This window comes from Bacillus sp. CGMCC 1.16541 (assembly GCF_003184905.1).
Taxonomy (GTDB): domain Bacteria; phylum Bacillota; class Bacilli; order Bacillales; family Bacillaceae_H; genus Priestia.
Genome location: NZ_QFRU01000001.1, coordinates 377,175 through 394,518, shown reverse-complemented (window position 1 = coordinate 394,518; position 17,344 = coordinate 377,175). Strand labels below are relative to the sequence as shown.

At 37.3% G+C, this 17,344-nt stretch carries 19 protein-coding genes; 15 read left to right on the top strand and 4 right to left on the bottom strand.

Annotated features, from left to right (window positions below):
* The first annotated feature begins 159 nt into the window (after positions 1–159).
* From DIS06_RS06480 to DIS06_RS06455, 6 genes are all read left to right on the top strand, one after another.
* Entirely contained in the window at positions 160–807 is a 648-nt protein-coding gene (locus DIS06_RS06480; RefSeq protein WP_162595900.1) for a YkyA family protein, read from the top strand.
* 638 nt (positions 808–1,445) lie between these two features.
* Positions 1,446–2,564, top strand: a complete 1,119-nt coding sequence (gene pdhA / locus DIS06_RS06475; protein WP_110112417.1) for a pyruvate dehydrogenase (acetyl-transferring) E1 component subunit alpha — start codon at positions 1,446–1,448, stop codon at positions 2,562–2,564.
* Between the two features lie 3 nt (positions 2,565–2,567).
* Positions 2,568–3,545, top strand: a complete 978-nt coding sequence (locus DIS06_RS06470; RefSeq protein ID WP_110112416.1) for an alpha-ketoacid dehydrogenase subunit beta — start codon at positions 2,568–2,570, stop codon at positions 3,543–3,545.
* 116 nt (positions 3,546–3,661) lie between these two features.
* Positions 3,662–5,020, top strand: a complete 1,359-nt coding sequence (locus DIS06_RS06465; protein ID WP_110112415.1) for a dihydrolipoamide acetyltransferase family protein — start codon at positions 3,662–3,664, stop codon at positions 5,018–5,020.
* Positions 5,021–5,023: 3 nt separating this feature from the next.
* Positions 5,024–6,436, top strand: a complete 1,413-nt coding sequence (gene lpdA, locus DIS06_RS06460) for a dihydrolipoyl dehydrogenase (RefSeq protein ID WP_110112414.1) — start codon at positions 5,024–5,026, stop codon at positions 6,434–6,436.
* Between the two features lie 276 nt (positions 6,437–6,712).
* Entirely contained in the window at positions 6,713–6,970 is a 258-nt protein-coding gene (locus DIS06_RS06455; protein WP_110112413.1) for a hypothetical protein, read from the top strand.
* A gap of 72 nt (positions 6,971–7,042) precedes the next feature.
* On the opposite strand, the gene DIS06_RS06450 is transcribed toward DIS06_RS06455, so the two are convergent.
* On the bottom strand, positions 7,043–7,375 hold the full coding sequence (locus DIS06_RS06450; RefSeq protein ID WP_110112412.1) for a hypothetical protein: 333 nt from the start codon (positions 7,373–7,375) through the stop codon (positions 7,043–7,045).
* A gap of 159 nt (positions 7,376–7,534) precedes the next feature.
* Between DIS06_RS06450 and DIS06_RS06445 the strand changes: the two genes are divergently transcribed.
* Positions 7,535–8,557, top strand: a complete 1,023-nt coding sequence (locus DIS06_RS06445) for a M23 family metallopeptidase (RefSeq protein ID WP_110112411.1) — start codon at positions 7,535–7,537, stop codon at positions 8,555–8,557.
* 355 nt (positions 8,558–8,912) lie between these two features.
* Positions 8,913–9,038: a GapA-binding peptide SR1P gene (locus tag DIS06_RS06440; protein ID WP_110112410.1), complete on the top strand. Its 126-nt coding sequence runs from the start codon at positions 8,913–8,915 to the stop codon at positions 9,036–9,038.
* A 156-nt stretch (positions 9,039–9,194) separates the two neighbouring features.
* Here DIS06_RS06440 and DIS06_RS06435 read toward each other — a convergent pair whose 3' ends face one another.
* On the bottom strand, positions 9,195–10,712 hold the full coding sequence (locus tag DIS06_RS06435; protein ID WP_110112409.1) for an aminotransferase class I/II-fold pyridoxal phosphate-dependent enzyme: 1,518 nt from the start codon (positions 10,710–10,712) through the stop codon (positions 9,195–9,197).
* Positions 10,713–10,906: 194 nt separating this feature from the next.
* On the opposite strand from DIS06_RS06435, the gene DIS06_RS06430 reads away from it, so the two are divergent.
* The gene (locus DIS06_RS06430; protein ID WP_110112408.1) at positions 10,907–11,881 is read left to right on the top strand and encodes an NAD(P)H-dependent flavin oxidoreductase; all 975 of its coding nucleotides are present in this window, start codon (positions 10,907–10,909) and stop codon (positions 11,879–11,881) included.
* Positions 11,882–11,908: 27 nt separating this feature from the next.
* Positions 11,909–12,181 (top strand): UPF0223 family protein, encoded by a 273-nt coding sequence (locus DIS06_RS06425; RefSeq protein WP_110112407.1) that lies wholly within the window; start codon positions 11,909–11,911, stop codon positions 12,179–12,181.
* Positions 12,182–12,226: 45 nt separating this feature from the next.
* Here DIS06_RS06425 and DIS06_RS06420 read toward each other — a convergent pair whose 3' ends face one another.
* Entirely contained in the window at positions 12,227–12,856 is a 630-nt protein-coding gene (locus tag DIS06_RS06420) for a YktB family protein (RefSeq protein WP_110112406.1), read from the bottom strand.
* Between the two features lie 266 nt (positions 12,857–13,122).
* On the opposite strand from DIS06_RS06420, the gene DIS06_RS06415 reads away from it, so the two are divergent.
* Entirely contained in the window at positions 13,123–13,314 is a 192-nt protein-coding gene (locus tag DIS06_RS06415) for a hypothetical protein (RefSeq protein WP_110112405.1), read from the top strand.
* 120 nt (positions 13,315–13,434) lie between these two features.
* Complete coding sequence (locus tag DIS06_RS06410; RefSeq protein ID WP_110112404.1) at positions 13,435–14,235, top strand: inositol monophosphatase family protein; 801 nt, start codon at positions 13,435–13,437, stop codon at positions 14,233–14,235.
* Between the two features lie 87 nt (positions 14,236–14,322).
* On the opposite strand, the gene DIS06_RS06405 is transcribed toward DIS06_RS06410, so the two are convergent.
* Complete coding sequence (locus DIS06_RS06405) at positions 14,323–14,508, bottom strand: YlaF family protein (protein WP_110112403.1); 186 nt, start codon at positions 14,506–14,508, stop codon at positions 14,323–14,325.
* Between the two features lie 244 nt (positions 14,509–14,752).
* Between DIS06_RS06405 and typA the strand changes: the two genes are divergently transcribed.
* From typA to DIS06_RS06390, 3 genes are read left to right on the top strand one after another with little or no spacing between them, the layout of a single operon-like run.
* A complete protein-coding gene (gene typA, locus DIS06_RS06400) occupies positions 14,753–16,594 on the top strand; it encodes a translational GTPase TypA (protein ID WP_110112402.1) in 1,842 nt (613 codons plus the stop codon).
* A 27-nt stretch (positions 16,595–16,621) separates the two neighbouring features.
* Positions 16,622–16,951 (top strand): YlaH-like family protein, encoded by a 330-nt coding sequence (locus DIS06_RS06395; protein WP_481746846.1) that lies wholly within the window; start codon positions 16,622–16,624, stop codon positions 16,949–16,951.
* Positions 16,952–16,964: 13 nt separating this feature from the next.
* Entirely contained in the window at positions 16,965–17,255 is a 291-nt protein-coding gene (locus DIS06_RS06390) for a hypothetical protein (protein WP_110112401.1), read from the top strand.
* The last annotated feature ends 89 nt before the right edge of the window (positions 17,256–17,344 follow it).

The following is a 17,344-nucleotide window of genomic DNA, read 5'->3' as shown; positions in this document are numbered from 1 at the left end:
TAAATCCGAAAAAGTATTAAACTGAAAATTCAAACTATATTTATGCAACGCTAGTGATTTTTGACAAATAATTATTAACAGATTGTAATGTGGAAATCCGACATTAATGGTCTATTTTATAGTATAATAATCGACATATTTATATGGGAGTTTTGTCTTATGAAGAAATATATCCTTACTGGTGCACTTGTAACATGTATGCTTACTGCATGCTCTGAAAGCTCATTGCCAGAGTTAGATGTATACGAGTCATTTGAAGAAATAGTTGCTGAAGAAAAGGCGTTTTCAAGTCAACAAGAACCTTTAACGGAGTTGGAGAAAAAAGAAAAAGAGCTGTACGATGAAATGATTTCACTTGGAATGAAGGAGCAGGAACAAGTGAAAAAAGTGGCTAGTCGAGCATCAAAAGTGGTAAGTGAACGCGAAAAACGAATTGAAAAAGAGAAAAAGAGTATTGATAAATCTTATTATAAGTCTCTTGAGTTAGAAGCCGAAATTAAGAAAATCGAAGATCAACAAGTAAAAAAAGAAGCAAGAAAGCTTATCATTTTGATGAATGAACGTTATGTAGCATATGAAAACTTGTATATGTTTTATAAAGAAGGAATTGAGTTAGACAAAGAACTTTATGCGTTGTTTCAAAATGAAGGCGTAACATTAGATGAACTAGAAGGACAAATCACGGAAATAAACAATACGTATGAAAAGATTATAAATGCGAACGAAGAGTTTAATCGTAAAACACAAGAGTACAATGAGAAAAAGCAACAATTTTATAAAAAGGTGAATAACCGTAATACAAATTAAAAGTATGACTTTTTTAGAAGGCGATACATAACCATCTTCGGGATAAGGTGTATGTGTCGGTTTCTTTTTTTTATTTTTAAAAGCTTAACGACTGGTGAGTTCTCAACTAGGTCTAGGAAAGTTATGTGTAAGAAAATAGCGCTTTCTTTTAAAACGTACAATGAAGCAGTCTGTTAACGTGTCAAAACTGTCTCTGTCATGCACGATTAAAACCTTCATTTTCATTTATTATAAAACATATAGTACAGATTGTTGTTGTGTAATAGTACAGAATGTCATTTTCCCAATATTTGAAAGTTGGTGAAAAACGGTTAATTTTATTGATGTAAATGGATTGACGAACCATTTTGTTATATTGTAAACTAGTCGATGTGATAGATATTGTATTAATAATTTTTCTGAAATAATTAATACAGTTTAGTGGATGAATGTATCCACATGAACTTTCCTTTTACTTAAATGTTTTCTTGGGATTCGTCAGGGAATACATATAGGTGTAGAAAAATAACGAATTCACTTGATGTTAGTCGACAAAAAATGACTTTTCCGTGTTCGTTTTGGACATTCTAACATTGTATGTTTTTGTGTGACTAACAAAATGAATAATAATGGTTAAACGAAAGGAAGAGGTGACTTAGATGGCTGCTAAAACAAAAAAAGCTATTATCGATGTATCAAAGCAACTAGATAAAGTTGCAGCGCATTACACAACGTTCCAAGTTCTTAACGAAGAGGGCGAACTTGTAGACAAATCATTTATGCCTGACCTAACTGATGATCAATTAAAAGATTTAATGACACGTATGGTTTACACTCGTATTCTGGACCAACGTTCAATTTCTTTAAACCGTCAAGGTCGTTTAGGATTCTATGCACCAACTGCTGGACAAGAAGCATCTCAAATTGCTTCTCAATTCGCATTAGAAAAAGAAGACTTTATTTTACCAGCATACCGCGATGTGCCTCAGTTAATTTGGCACGGTCTTCCATTATACCAAGCATTCTTGTTCTCTCGTGGACATTTCCACGGTAACCAAATGCCTGAAGACTTAAATGCTTTATCTCCACAAATTATTATCGGTGCACAATACATCCAAGCTGCGGGTGTAGCACTAGGTCTTAAAAAGCGTGGTAAAAAAGCTGTTGCGATTACGTATACTGGTGACGGTGGAGCATCTCAAGGTGACTTTTACGAAGGTATTAACTTCGCAGGTGCATTCAAAGCTCCAGCAATCTTTGTTGTTCAAAACAACCGTTTCGCAATCTCTACACCAGTTGAAAAGCAATCTGCAGCGAAAACAATCGCTCAAAAAGCAGCAGCTGCTGGTATCCCAGGTGTACAAGTAGATGGAATGGATCCATTAGCTGTATACGTAGCGGTTCGTGAAGCTCGTGACCGTGCTGTAAACGGTGAAGGTCCAACATTAGTTGAAACATTAACATACCGTTATGGTCCACATACAATGGCTGGTGACGATCCAACTCGCTACCGTTCTACAGAGCTTGATAACGAGTGGGAAAAGAAAGATCCAATCGTTCGCTTCCGTAAGTTCTTAGAAGCAAAAGGTCTATGGAACGAAGAAGAAGAAAACAAAGTAATCGAGCAAGCTAAAGAAGATATTAAAGAAGCAATCAAAAAGGCAGACGACTATCCAAAACAAAAAGTAACAGATTTAATGGATATCATGTACGAAGAAGACATGCCTTTCAACTTAAAAGAGCAATATGAAATCTACAAAGAGAAGGAGTCGAAGTAAGCCATGGCGCAAATGACAATGATTCAAGCGATTACTGATGCGTTACGCACAGAATTAAAAAACGACGAAAACGTATTAGTTTTTGGTGAAGACGTTGGCGTAAACGGCGGGGTATTCCGTGCGACTGAAGGCCTTCAACAAGAATTTGGTGAAGATCGCGTATTTGATACACCTCTAGCTGAGTCTGGTATTGGTGGTCTTGCAGTAGGTCTTTCTACTCAAGGTTTCCGTCCAGTTCCTGAAATCCAATTCTTCGGTTTCGTTTATGAAGTAATCGATTCAATTTCTGGCCAAGCAGCTCGTATGCGTTACCGTTCTGGTGGACGTTGGACAGCTCCAATTACGTTCCGCTCTCCATTCGGTGGTGGTGTACATACACCAGAGCTTCACGCAGACAGCTTAGAAGGTTTAATGACTTCTCAACCTGGTTTAAAAGTAGTTATTCCTTCAACACCTTATGATGCAAAAGGTTTATTAATTTCATCAATTCGTGACAATGACCCGGTTATTTTCTTAGAGCATATGAAACTTTACCGTTCATTCCGTCAAGAAGTACCTGAAGAGGAGTACACAATTGAAATTGGTAAAGCAGATGTAAAACGTGAAGGTACAGATCTTACAATCATCTCTTACGGTGCAATGGTTCATGCATCATTAAAAGCTGCTGAAGAGCTTGAAAAAGAAGGTCACTCTGTAGAGGTTGTTGACTTACGTACGGTTCAACCTTTAGATATTGAAACAATCATTGCTTCAGTTGAAAAAACTGGTCGCGTAATTGTTGTTCAAGAAGCTCAAAAACAAGCTGGTATTGCAGCAAACGTTGTGGCTGAAATTAACGATCGTGCAATCTTAAGTCTAGAGGCACCAGTATTACGTGTAGCAGCACCAGATACTGTATATCCGTTCTCACAAGCTGAAGGTGTTTGGTTACCAAACCATAACGATATCGTTCAAACAGCTAAAAAAGTTCTTGAATTTTAATTAATGTGAAAACAAGTGTAGAAGAAGTCAGCCTTAGTGCTGGTTTCTTTTACACATTTACTTGTTAAATAGATGGTAAATGTCAGAATGTACTTAACATAGGAGGGTGAACACACATGTCATTTGAATTTAAACTTCCAGATATCGGTGAAGGTATCCATGAAGGTGAAATCGTAAAGTGGTTCGTAAAACCTGGAGATGAAATTAATGAAGACGACGTACTTGCAGAAGTACAAAACGATAAAGCTGTAGTAGAAATTCCTTCTCCTGTTAAAGGTAAAGTATTAGAGCTTAAAGTTGACGAAGGTACAGTTGCAACAGTTGGACAAGTTATCGTAACGTTCGATGCACCTGGCTATGAAAACTTAAAGTTCAAAGGTGACGATCATGACGATGCACCAGCAAAAGAAGAAAAGACAGAAGCTCAAGTACAAGCAACGGCTGAAGCTGGTCAAGATGTGAAAAAAGAAGAAGCTCCTGAAGTAAAAGCTGAAGAGACAGGCGCTGGTGCTCAAGCACAAGTAGAAGTTGACCCTAACCGTAAAGTAGTAGCAATGCCATCAGTGCGTAAATATGCACGCGAAAAAGGCGTAGATATTAAAGCTGTTCCTGGTTCAGGTAAAAACGGTCGTATCACAAAAGAAGACATCGAAAGCTTCTTAGCTGGTGGTTCGAAAGTTGCTGAAACAACAGACGCTGCTGCTCCTGCTCAAGAAGAAGCAAAAGCTGAAGAAACAAAAGCTGCTGCTCAAACAGTAGTTCCAGAAGGTGACTTCCCAGAAACTCGTGAGAAAATGAGTGGAATTCGTCGCGCAATTGCAAAAGCTATGGTAAACTCTAAGCATACAGCTCCACACGTTACGTTAATGGACGAAGTGGATGTAACAAAACTTGTTGCACATCGTAAGAAGTTCAAAGAGGTTGCAGCTGAGCAAGGAATCAAGTTAACGTTCTTACCTTATGTAGTAAAAGCTTTAACATCTGCGCTTAAGAAATATCCAGCACTTAATACATCTATCGACGATGCAACTGATGAAGTAATTCAAAAGCATTACTATAACATCGGTATCGCTGCTGACACAGACAAAGGTTTACTTGTGCCAGTTGTTAAGCATGCTGATCGCAAATCTGTATTTGCTATTTCTGATCAAATTAATGATCTTGCTACAAAAGCACGTGAAGGTCGTTTAGCTCCAGCTGAAATGAAAGGTGCATCTTGCACAATTACAAATATCGGTTCTGCTGGTGGACAATGGTTCACTCCAGTAATCAACCACCCAGAAGTTGCAATTCTAGGTATCGGTCGCATCGCAGAAAAACCTGTTGTACGTGACGGTGAAATTGTAATTGCTCCAGTATTAGCACTTTCTCTAAGCTTTGACCACCGTATTATTGATGGTGCAACAGCTCAAAACGCTCTAAACCAAATCAAGCGTTTACTGAATGATCCAGAATTATTATTAATGGAGGCGTAATAAATGGTAGTAGGAGATTTCGCAATCGAAACTGATACGCTAGTCATCGGTGCTGGTCCTGGCGGATATGTTGCAGCAATCCGTGCAGCACAATTAGGTCAAAAAGTAACAATCGTTGAAAAAGGTACCCTTGGTGGGGTTTGCTTAAACGTTGGTTGTATTCCTTCAAAAGCATTAATCGCTGCTGGTCACCGTTTTGAGAATGCGAAGCATTCTGAAGACATGGGGATTAAAGCTGAGAATGTAACAGTTGACTTTACAAAAGTTCAAGAGTTCAAAAACGGCGTAGTGAAAAAGCTTACTGGTGGTGTTGAAGGGTTACTTAAAGGTAACAAAGTAGATATCATTCAAGGTGAAGCTTACTTCGTTGACAATGAAACTGTACGTGTAATGGATGAAAATTCTGCACAAACATATAAATTTAAAAATGCAATCATTGCAACTGGTTCTCGCCCAATCGAGATTCCAGGATTCAAGTTCTCTAAACGAGTTCTTGATTCAACGGGTGCACTTGCATTACAAGAAGTACCTAAGAAGTTAGTTGTTATCGGTGGCGGTTATATCGGTACTGAACTTGGTACAGCTTACGCAAACTTTGGTACAGAAGTAACATTTGTAGAAGCTGCTGACGAGATTTTAGCTGGTTTTGAAAAACAAATGAGTTCTCTTGTAAAGCGTAACCTGAAGAAAAAAGGTAACGTTGAAATTCACACAAAAGCAATGGCTAAAGGTGTGGAAGAGACTGAAGATGGCGTAAAAGTAACATTCGAAGTAAAAGGCGAAACTCAAACAGTTGAAGCTGATTACGTACTAGTTACTGTAGGTCGTCGTCCAAACACAGATGAGCTTGGTTTAGAGCAAGTTGGTGTGAAGATGACTGATCGTGGTATCATCGAAATCGACAAGCAATGCCGTACATCAGTAAGCAACATCTATGCAATTGGTGACATCGTTTCTGGACCACCACTTGCACATAAAGCTTCTTACGAAGGTAAAATCGCAGCTGAAGCAATCGCTGGCGAACCTGCTGAAATCGACTACTTAGGTATTCCAGCAGTTGTATTCTCTGAGCCTGAGCTTGCATCTGTAGGTTATACTGAAGCACAAGCAAAAGAAGAAGGCTTAGAAGTGAACGCTGCTAAGTTCCCATTTGCTGCAAACGGACGTGCTCTTGCACTTAACGCTGCGGAAGGATTCTTAAAGCTTGTAACTCGTAAAGAAGACGGAGTAGTTGTTGGTGCTCAAATCGCAGGTCCAAGCGCATCTGATATGATTGCTGAACTTGGTCTTGCAATTGAAGCTGGTATGACAGCTGAAGACATCGCATTAACTATTCACGCTCACCCAACATTAGGTGAAATTACAATGGAAGCTGCTGAAGTTGCAATTGGTAGCCCAATTCATATCGTGAAGTAATTAATAATAGAAACAGGGACTGAGCCAAGAAGGGAAAGAACACCCTTATTTAGCTCAACCTATAAACACCCTTGCCAACAAAATCCATTTATATAATGGATAGACAGGCAAGGGTGTTTTGCATGTGTATGTTTTTTAGCTTTAGCTACTTCTGTTTCAACTTTTTGTGGTATAAGAAAAGTACATGAATCGTACATATGAATAATGACCACTTTCTGTAACCCTTCATCATGAGCAAAGCGTAAAAATAAGAGTGATAGAAGGGAAAGACGAGTAATGATTAAAATAACGGTTTGGTGTATACAACTTATCATTTGGAGTGGATACACCGTTATCGAAATGATTTCAAATCGCGATCAGCTTTTAGCTAAAGTTATTTTGTTTTTTGTTTTTGCGTATTTAGCGTACTTAGTGGCAGAGACGACTTTAAAAAAGAAAAAGAGTGCTTTTTCTACTACTTTAATGACATTTACAACATTTTTCATCTGCCAACGTCTCGCATGGCTGTTAATTGAAATAAGTAGCAGGATTTAATGAGAAAATGCTGTGAACAGAAAGTCGGTAGCAATCGTTGGATTGCTACCGACTTTCTGTTTTATAAAATGTTCATTCATTGCGCTCTATTTTAAATGAAAATAATTTCATAATTAAGTAGCCAATTGCTAAAAAGAGAATAAAGCAACTTGCTAGTGATAGAAGAAAAGGGACCACTGAAAAAGTAGTATCCTCATTAAAATAGTGATTAAATGTAACAGCTATTGGTGTCGAAGAAGAAGCAAAAGGTGTTTCGGTTTGTTGAAAAACAAATGGGAATGGCACGCCAAAGGCTACCTTTTCTCCTGTAATCACTTCATCTACATATGTATCAAAGATGAAGGGAGTAAACAATGTGCAAGCAAAACTAATGATAAAAATGAATAGATAGCTTCTAATTTTCATCTTTTCCTCCTCAATTTCTTCTTTCATTGTACCATATTTGTTCGATTAAGTTGAGAGTGAGAAGGCTATACTGATACCAAATTAAATACTTGGCATCACTCTAGTTTTTACTACTTTTAAAGGGTGAAAGTATAGCCTGTAACAGAAAGGAAAAGGTCATTGAATCGTTATCTTGCAGCAGTTATGCTCTGTCTTTGTATCGCTACTGTTAGTATGTCTATAAGAAATAATCAATCCAACGAAGATGGTATCGTTCGTATCGAGTATATAAACGATAAGCCATATGTTGATGCACAGCAACTTTCTTTACTAGGAAGTGATTATCGATTTGATAAGCTTGATAAACAACTACAAATCCAAATTGAAGAAGCTACGTATCTATTTATTGAACAAGTCCCAGTTGTACAAAAAAATGGTTCGTATATTGCGATAGAAAAAGACGATTTTGTTATAAAAGACAATATTCCTTTTTTGTCTACTCCTTTTTTGAAAAATGAACTCTCTAGTATTATTCGAGTTGAAGCTCACGCTGTACGAATGAAGCAAGAAGTTACACAATTGCCACCTCATACAGTGGAAGTCACCACAACTAATCAATATAGTTTTGAAGAAGTAAGAGAATATTTTCAATCATTAACATCTCCTTTAAAAGGCGCACATGCTGATACATTTGCTTCTCACATACCTGGTGCTCCCCGAACGTATCGTTATGGATATCATGAAGGGTTAGATTGGTACACGTATTCAGCAGGCATGATCATTAATCAGCAAACCCCTGTGTATGCCATGGGAGAAGGTAAAGTGGTTCGAATTGATCACGATTATAAAGGCTATTCTTCAATTGATGAGAGAGAAGAAGATCTACAGCTATGTCAAACAGTAAACAAAACACCAGCGTATATCCTTGATAAGTTAAGAGGTCGACAAGTATGGATTGAGTATGACAATGGAGTTCAAGCGAGATTTGCACATTTAAGTAACGTATCGCCTAACTTACATGTAGGTGACTTGGTGGATGAACATACGTTTGTTGGATTTGTAGGTAATTCTGGAACAAGTGGAGAAGTACAAAAAGATCAATCTGAATTACATTTACATGTTGATCTACTAATAAGAGGGACATTATTCTGGGAAGGATTAGAATCACAAGAAGTTAAACAGATTATTAAAGAAACATTCTAGCTCCAAAGTTTAAAGCAAGAGAATTTTATCTGTTTAATTGTATAAGACGTTGTTTTTCATTATTTCTTCAAAGGTAGAGTTGTCAGTCAGATTGCACCGATTGTTAACGAGCTTTAAGTTTTAAAAACACAGTCTTTTTTAGAAGTGGAGTGATGAATAATCACTTCTATTTTTTGTTTTGCTTTTTCTGAAAATGAATTTTAGAAAAGTTAATGTGACATACTAATTAGTTGTTGACAAAACAAATGTGACATAATATTATAATATCAAGAAGATTAAAACGCTTACAAAATACTTCTTTTTCAGTCAAAAGCGTCATATAGTTTCATAAACATAAGCAAAGGGGAGTTTAAATATGGGAACAATTATTTGTCAAGCATGTAACAGTACGATTGGTCATTTCGAAGATGAAAAGGTGTCAAGACTATATGGGAAATGTGACTGTGAAGATTGTAAAGTAATGGATGAAGATTTAGATTAATCGGTAAAAGGGATGGGAGGCATGTAGCTGAGGGGCTACATGCTTTTTTGTGAGGAAGTGAGAGGCAATCATTTTTGGAGGCGCTCTTTTAATTAACGATGCGTAAAAAAATGACTGCATATTATCTACTTGCTTGTAGTAACATGCAGTCATTTTTTATTTGATCGCTTTGTGTTCTTTTATAACCCGAAGTGTTTTTAACTCGAAGTCTTCTGGCCCTTGAACAGGTAAACCAGCTTCTAAGTTTGTTTTGATGTAATTTAAATTTTCGTCGGTAATAATTTCACCAGGAATAAAGATTGGAATACCAGGTGGATACACCATAATAAATTCAGCAATAATGCGGCCTGCAGATTCATCAAACGGTACAATCTCTGTTTCTGCATAAAAAGCATCGCGAGGTGTAACCGCAAGAACTGGAATATTTGGAAGTAATACAGGAACTTCAATCGAATCTTCTTGTTGAGACAGGTGGTAAAATTCAGTAGACAGTTCTTTTAACGCTGTCAGTAACTTCTCAATATCTTTAGCTCGATCTCCAGGTGTAATAATACAAAGGATGTTATATAAATCTGACATTTCAACTTCAATGTTGTATTTTTCACGTAGCCACTTTTCCACATCGTATCCTGTAATGCCTAAATCGGACACAGAGATAATTAGCTTTGTTGGATCAAAGTCATAGGTAGCTTTTGTTCCAAGAATTTCACGCCCTATACATTGCAAGTGAGCAATGTTATTGATTTCTGTGCGAGCATATTCCGCTAAATGAATGGCTTCATCAATTAACTGCTTCCCTTCTGTTGCTAGACGTTTTCGTGCCACATCTAATGAAGCTAATAATAAATAAGAAGTTGAAGTTGTTGTTAACATGCTTAAAATAGACTGAACACGTTTTGGTGAAACAAGTCCTTCTCGTACGTTTAGAATGGAGCTTTGAGTCATTGATCCACCCAATTTATGAACGCTTGTTGCAGCCATATCTGCACCAGCTTGCATAGCAGATAACGGCAAAGAGTCATGAAAGTGAATATGAACACCATGCGCTTCGTCTACTAAAACAGGCACATCATAAGAATGAGCAATTTCAACAATTCTTCGTAAATCACCGGCAATCCCAAAGTAAGTTGGGTTAATCACAAGTAATCCTTTCGCATCAGGGTGTTGTTCTAATGCTTTTTGAACAGAGTCTGTTGTGATTCCATGTGAAATACCTAGTTTTGGATCAATTTCCGGATGAATAAAAATAGGTGTTGCACCTGAAAATACAATGGCACTCATAACAGATTTATGAACATTACGCGGAACAATAATTTTGTCTCCAGGTCCACAAACAGACATTACCATTGTCATAATAGCCCCACTTGTACCTTGAACGGAGAAAAATGTGTGATCTGCTCCAAAAGCATTTGCAGCTAAATCTTGCGCTTCTTTAATAATACCTTTTGGCTGATGGAGGTCATCTAATGGACCGATATTAATTAAATCGATGGAAAGGGCATTTTCACCGATGAACTCACGAAATTTAGGGTCCATACCTGTTCCTTTTTTATGGCCAGGAATATGGAACTGAGTTGGATTATTTTTAGCATGTTCGACTAGTTTTGTGAATAATGGGTTAGCAAATTGATCTGACAATTTTGTTATACACCTCTTTACTAAATTAATGGTCATTATGTCATTTTTATCACGACTTAGTTCGTGATAAAAAGTCTTTTTGTTTTTAATAGGTAACTTCCACGTTTCATGAAAACATAAAACAAGTGAATTATAGCACTTCTCATATGTTTTGCATAGAAATTTTTCGTTGAAAAGAAAGGATAATTTCTTATGTATCAAGAAGAGAAACAGAAAAAGGAGGAATGAATATGAAGTGGAATACACGTATTACAAACTTATTGAAGATCGATTATCCAATCATCCAAGGCGGACTCGCTTATTTAGCTTATGCCGATTTAGCTGCTGCGGTTTCAAATGCTGGAGGATTAGGCCAAATTACTGCGATGTCTTTACCTTCTCCAGAAGCTTTAAGGCAGGAAATCCAAAAGGTACGCCAAAACACCTTTAAGCCATTTGGTGTTAATTTTGCAATTGGACAGCATGGAAGACCATTCGAACATATGCTTGAAGTGGCGATTGAAGAGAACGTACCTGTTGTAACAATGACTGGTGGAAATCCAGCTCCCATTTTTGAACAATTAAAAGGTGTAGATGTAAAAAAACTTGTTCTCGTTGCTGCGAGAAGACAAGCTGAAAAAGCAGAAGAACTAGGTGCTGATGCTGTCATGGTTGTCGGACAAGAAGGTGGTGGGCATCTTGGGAAAAATGATACAGGTACATTTGTGTTAATTCCTCAAGTCGTTGATGCTGTATCTATCCCTGTAATTGCATCAGGGGGTATTGGAGATGGAAGAGGATTAATGGCCGCCTTAAGTTTAGGAGCAGAAGGGATTGAGATGGGGACAAGGTTTATTGCAACAAAAGAATGTGTTCACGCTCATGAGTCTTATAAACAAGCACTTGTCAATGGAAGTGAGTATGATACAGTAGTAATTAAACGCACGTTAGGAGCGCCAGCGAGAGCCATTGCCAATTCATTTACAGACCAAATTTTAGCGCTAGAGTCCAATCATGCGACATATGAAGACTTAAAACAATACATAAGTGGACAAGCGAATCGTAATTATATCTATGACGGAAATCAAGAAGAAGGATTTGCATGGGCTGGACAAGTAATGGGGATGATTAAAGATGTACCAACAGTCGATGAATTATTCAAACGAATGATTCAAGAATCAGAACGGATTGCAGGGCGCTGGACATCGCTTGCAACACGTGCGTAGAAGTTATGAAGTATTGGAGTGAGTAATATGGAATATCAATATCCAATCTCAATTGACTGGAGTACAGATGAGATTATTGATGTAGTAAAATTTTTTGAATCGATTGAAAAAGCTTACGAAAAGGGAATTGAACGAGATCAACTAATGGAAGTGTATCGTCGGTTTAAAGAAATTGTCCCTAGTAAAGCGGAAGAAAAGACGATGTGCAATGACTTTGAGGATCAAAGTGGCTATTCTTCATACCGGACAATTAAAAAAGCAAAAGAGTCGGCTTCTGGTGAAATAATAAAGATGCGATGAAAGAGTAAAGAGGAGATTGTCAAGCTTTTGACAATCTCCTCTTTTTTATTGTTGTTTCGCCATTTCATATAATGGTTGTAAAGTACGAAACGTTTTATCAATGGTTTTAAGCCAATCCTCGCTGGTCATGGATACGGCTTGGGCTTGTGGAATCGTTATGCCACAAAGTATTTCTGCTTTTTTAATCGTTTGGAGTCGATTAAATAATTGAAATAAGCCATCTGTTTGAAGATTTTCCGTTGTTAATGTATCCGGTTTTGTGTGATCTGTTGACCAAACAAAGTGAGAAGGAATAAGTTCCTGGACCTTCTTTATTTCTTTTTGCAATACTTGTCCAAATCCTTCTTTAATAGGTGACTCATAAATGACTGCAAACCAAATAAATACATGAGATTCCCACAAGCCAATTTGAAAATGTGGGAGTTTTTTATATCCTCTTTTACTGTTAGCAAACGCAACCCATGTGTCTTTTGGTGGATTCACAGTGCGTCTTGCGTGCTTTGCGATATGTACATGCATTTCATCTCCGCATAAAGCAGATAAAGTAGGGGCAAAGTGATAGCCTAATGTTTCAAACTTTGGGCGAATTTGAGCCTTAATTGCTTCCATTCGTGCATCTAGACCCTCGATTTGAAATACATTAAAATCTTCTTCTTGAAATCCAGAAAACGTCATGTTGAACCTCCGATAAGAATGTATTCATGGACAAAGTGTACCATAGTGGTTCATCGCATTGCACGTATTCAACTCTTGAAATAAGGCGAGAATGTAATAAGTGCTACTTACATCATCAAATATATTTTTTCTAGGTAATCACACAATTTAGTTGCATGAATTTGGTTTTCTACATAGAATATATCAATAAAAATATCTGAAAATTTAGTCTTTTTAAAATGTAAGTTCTCATTTGGGTGAAAAAGTGAAAGAGGGGTGTTTTAATTATGAAGCAAGTGGTAAACATGTATAAAAAGGCTGACGGTCACAAAAGGCTTGCTGTATTACGCTTGGAAGTGGACTATGAATTAGCAACTCTCTATGATGCGATGGTTGAAAAAAACGAAGAGAAGAAAACAGTTTGTAAACAAAAACTTGAAACTTTACGCCAGGAAATGATAAGACTACAAAATGTATAGTGTGCTATACGAACCTTTTTTTACAGGTTCGTTTTTTCTGTGATAAGGGTGGTTACTTGATTTATTGTACGGATTTTTTTAAGCTTAAACTACATACATATGCACGAGGGGGCTTTAATGATGGAATATAGTTGGGAGAAAATTGATACGTATGCAAAAGATTGGGTAAAAGAAGCTGGAAAGAAAATCAAAGAATCTTTTAGCAAAGAGCTACTAATTCAGTCTAAATCAAATCCAAACGATCTTGTGACAAATATGGATAAAGAAGTAGAGCAATTTTTAATCGGAAAAATTAATGAAGTATTTCCTGATCATCGTATTTTAGGGGAAGAAGGATACGGAGAAAACATAGAATCAACAGAAGGTATCATCTGGGTAATTGATCCAATTGATGGGACCATGAATTTTGTTCATCAGCAACGTAACTTTGCCATTTCAGTCGGTATTTTTGAAGATGGAGTGGGTCAAGTTGGCCTAATCTATGATGTTGTGCACGATGAAATGTATCATGCACGCAAAGGACAAGGTGCGTATATGAATGATACACGTTTGCCAAAGTTAGAGCCAGTTCCAATTGAAGAAGCTGTCGTTGGACTTAATGCAACATGGGTGACAGCAAATAAACGAATTAATCCAACTGTGTTAGCTCCGCTTGTTCGTCGAGTTAGAGGAACACGCTCATACGGTTCAGCGGCTGTGGAACTTGCATACGTTGCTGCAGGTCGACTAGATGCCTATATTACAATGCGCTTAGCACCATGGGACTTTGCAGCAGGAATGATTCTTGTAGATGAAGTAGGTGGTACTGTGACGAGCTTGGATGGAAAGCCACTTTCTATTTTAGAAAATAGTAGTGTGTTTATTGGGAACGCCACGCTTCATGAACAAGTACAAAATGAGTATATTAAAGATAAGTTATGAGCTAGTACGTAAAATAACCATGATGCTAAAAACTGCGCCTCATCAAGAATATTCTTGATGAGGCGCAGTTTTTTATGTAAAAAACGCTTATAGTTCTCCTCGCTCACGCATTTTCTTTTTTGTAACAAATCCAAACCCCATTACAGCAACAAGAGCTACAATGGCTCCTAGTACGCCTAAAACGCTACCTTCGCCAACGAAAATCCCTATTGCCATAATTGAAACAGTTGCTACTATAGCGTAAAACACAAAAATCCATTTAATGTTTTTCACCTTATAATCCTCCCATCTTATATCTTGTTGTCTAAATGATTACATGTTCAAGATAAAAACTGTCTTCTTAGAAAAGACTAAATAAAAGCTCATTTAGAGATAAAGGTTTTCTATAAATGAAGAAACCATTCTTCTTAACTTATAGTGTACAACAAAATCATTTTGTAATTCTACACTATTCTATAGTATTCTATGGTGAGTGTGATATAATAGCTTAGTTATTACAAGCATAGGAGTGAAATGCGTGAACATTCGTAAAGATTTACGTAATATTGCGATTATTGCCCATGTAGACCATGGGAAAACAACATTAGTAGATAAAATGTTACATCAGTCAGGTACATTCCGCACAAACGAACAAGTTGATGAGCGTGCGATGGATTCAAACGACCTTGAGCGTGAGCGTGGAATTACAATTTTAGCGAAAAATACAGCTATTAATTATAAAGATACACGTATTAACATCATGGATACACCAGGACATGCTGACTTCGGTGGAGAAGTAGAGCGTATCATGAAAATGGTAGACGGTGTATTATTAGTCGTTGATGCATACGAAGGTTGTATGCCACAAACACGCTTTGTGTTGAAAAAAGCATTAGAGCAAAACTTAACACCGATTGTCGTTGTAAATAAAATTGATCGTGACTTTGCTCGTCCAGAAGAAGTAGTAGATGAAGTAATTGATTTATTCATTGAGCTTGGCGCAAGTGAAGAACAAATCGAATTCCCAGTTGTATATGCTTCAGCTATTAACGGTACAGCAAGTACAGACCCATCTAAACAAGATGAAAACATGGAAGCATTGTTCGATGCAATTGTTGAACATATTCCAGCACCAGTGGACAATAGCGAAGAGCCTCTTCAGTTTCAAGTAGCGATGCTTGATTACAATGACTATGTAGGTCGTATTGGAGTAGGTCGTGTATTCCGTGGGACAATGAAAGTTGGTCAACAAGTAGCATTAATGAAGCTTGATGGCAGTGTCAAACAATTCCGTGTAACAAAAATGTTCGGTTTCTTAGGATTAAAACGTGTAGAAATTGAAGAAGCCAAAGCAGGAGACTTAATTGCCGTTTCAGGAATGGAAGACATTAACGTAGGTGAGACAGTATGTCCAGTTGAACATCAAGATGCATTACCAATCTTACGTATTGATGAACCAACATTACAGATGACATTCCTTGTGAACAACAGCCCATTTGCAGGACGCGAGGGTAAATATGTCACATCACGTAAAATTGAAGAGCGCTTAATGTCCGAACTTCAAACAGATGTAAGTTTACGCGTTGAAAATACAGATTCTCCAGACGTTTGGGTCGTATCAGGACGTGGAGAGCTTCATTTATCAATTTTAATTGAAAATATGCGTCGAGAAGGCTACGAGATTCAAGTATCAAAGCCAGAAGTTATCGTAAGAGAAATCGATGGTGTTCGTTGTGAACCAGTAGAACGTGTACAAATTGATATTCCTGAAGAGCATACAGGTTCAATTATGGAGTCCATGGGTGCGCGTAAAGGTGAAATGATTGACATGATCAACAATGGTAGCGGACAAGTTCGTCTTATCTTTATGGTACCAGCCCGTGGTTTAATCGGTTACACAACAGAATTCTTATCGTTAACACGAGGATTCGGAATCATTAACCATTCATTCGACAGCTATCAACCAATGCAACCAGGTCAAGTTGGAGGACGTCGCCAAGGGGTTCTTGTATCAATGGAAACTGGTAAATCATCTGCTTACGGTATTATGGGAGTTGAAGATCGTGGTACGATTTTCATTGAACCAGGTACAGAAGTTTATGAAGGTATGATTGTTGGAGAGCATACACGTGAAAATGATTTAGTTGTAAACGTATGTAAAATGAAGCAAATGACAAACATGCGTTCAGCTAACAAAGATCAAACAACAAGTATGAAAAAGCCTCGTCTTATGTCATTAGAGCAATCTCTTGAGTACTTAAATGAAGATGAGTACTGTGAAATCACACCTGAATCGATTCGTTTACGTAAAAAGATTTTAGATAAAAACGAACGTGAAAAAGTTGCGAAGAAAAAGAAGTACGCTGAAATGGAAAAATAAGATCAACAAGGGTGAGGGGGAGAAACAATGGAGATCGATGTGAAAGAACACCTTTCGTTTTTCGCCGCTTTGTTTAAAGTGGACGAAAATCCTGAAGTGAATATGTGGTTTCTATATTTCACGATCTTTGCACTCTCTGTGGTTGTGTACAAGCTAGGATTTGCAAGGAAATTACCGGTGTTAAAGTCGGTTGTTATTTATACATTTCTTGCATTAGGCTGTACGATTTTAACATTCTTAGGCATTTTTCTGCCGGTTACAGAAGGATTAGTTGTAGCTGCTCTCGTATTAATTGTTTATAAAGTTCGCTTACATCAATCGAAAAAACAGGAGACAAATGCGAACTTACCACAATAAGGGAGTTGTTTGCATGAAGTCGGTTCAAGACGCTTTATATAATTGGTTATCCATCAAAATTGTAGCAGATGCTCGTCCTGATGATTTTTCTGCTCAAGAAACCTTTACGTTCTTTCAACAAATGCTTGATCAGGATTTTGCACTTAAAGATGTCAGAGTGAAAAAAGATGAAGTAGCCTATGTGGTTTCATATAAAATGGATGGTAAAGAAGAAACAAAGCGTTTTCCTGTTGAACTTGTTGAATGTATGTATGAACAAATTAAGCAAGAACCGGAAAAGTTTCAAAACTATTCTAACCTATAAAAAAGAGGCTGACTCAAAAGGTTGAATAAATTCGATCTGAGAGTCGCCTCTTTTACTTTTCATCCAGTTTCTAGGTTTTGGTTTGATGG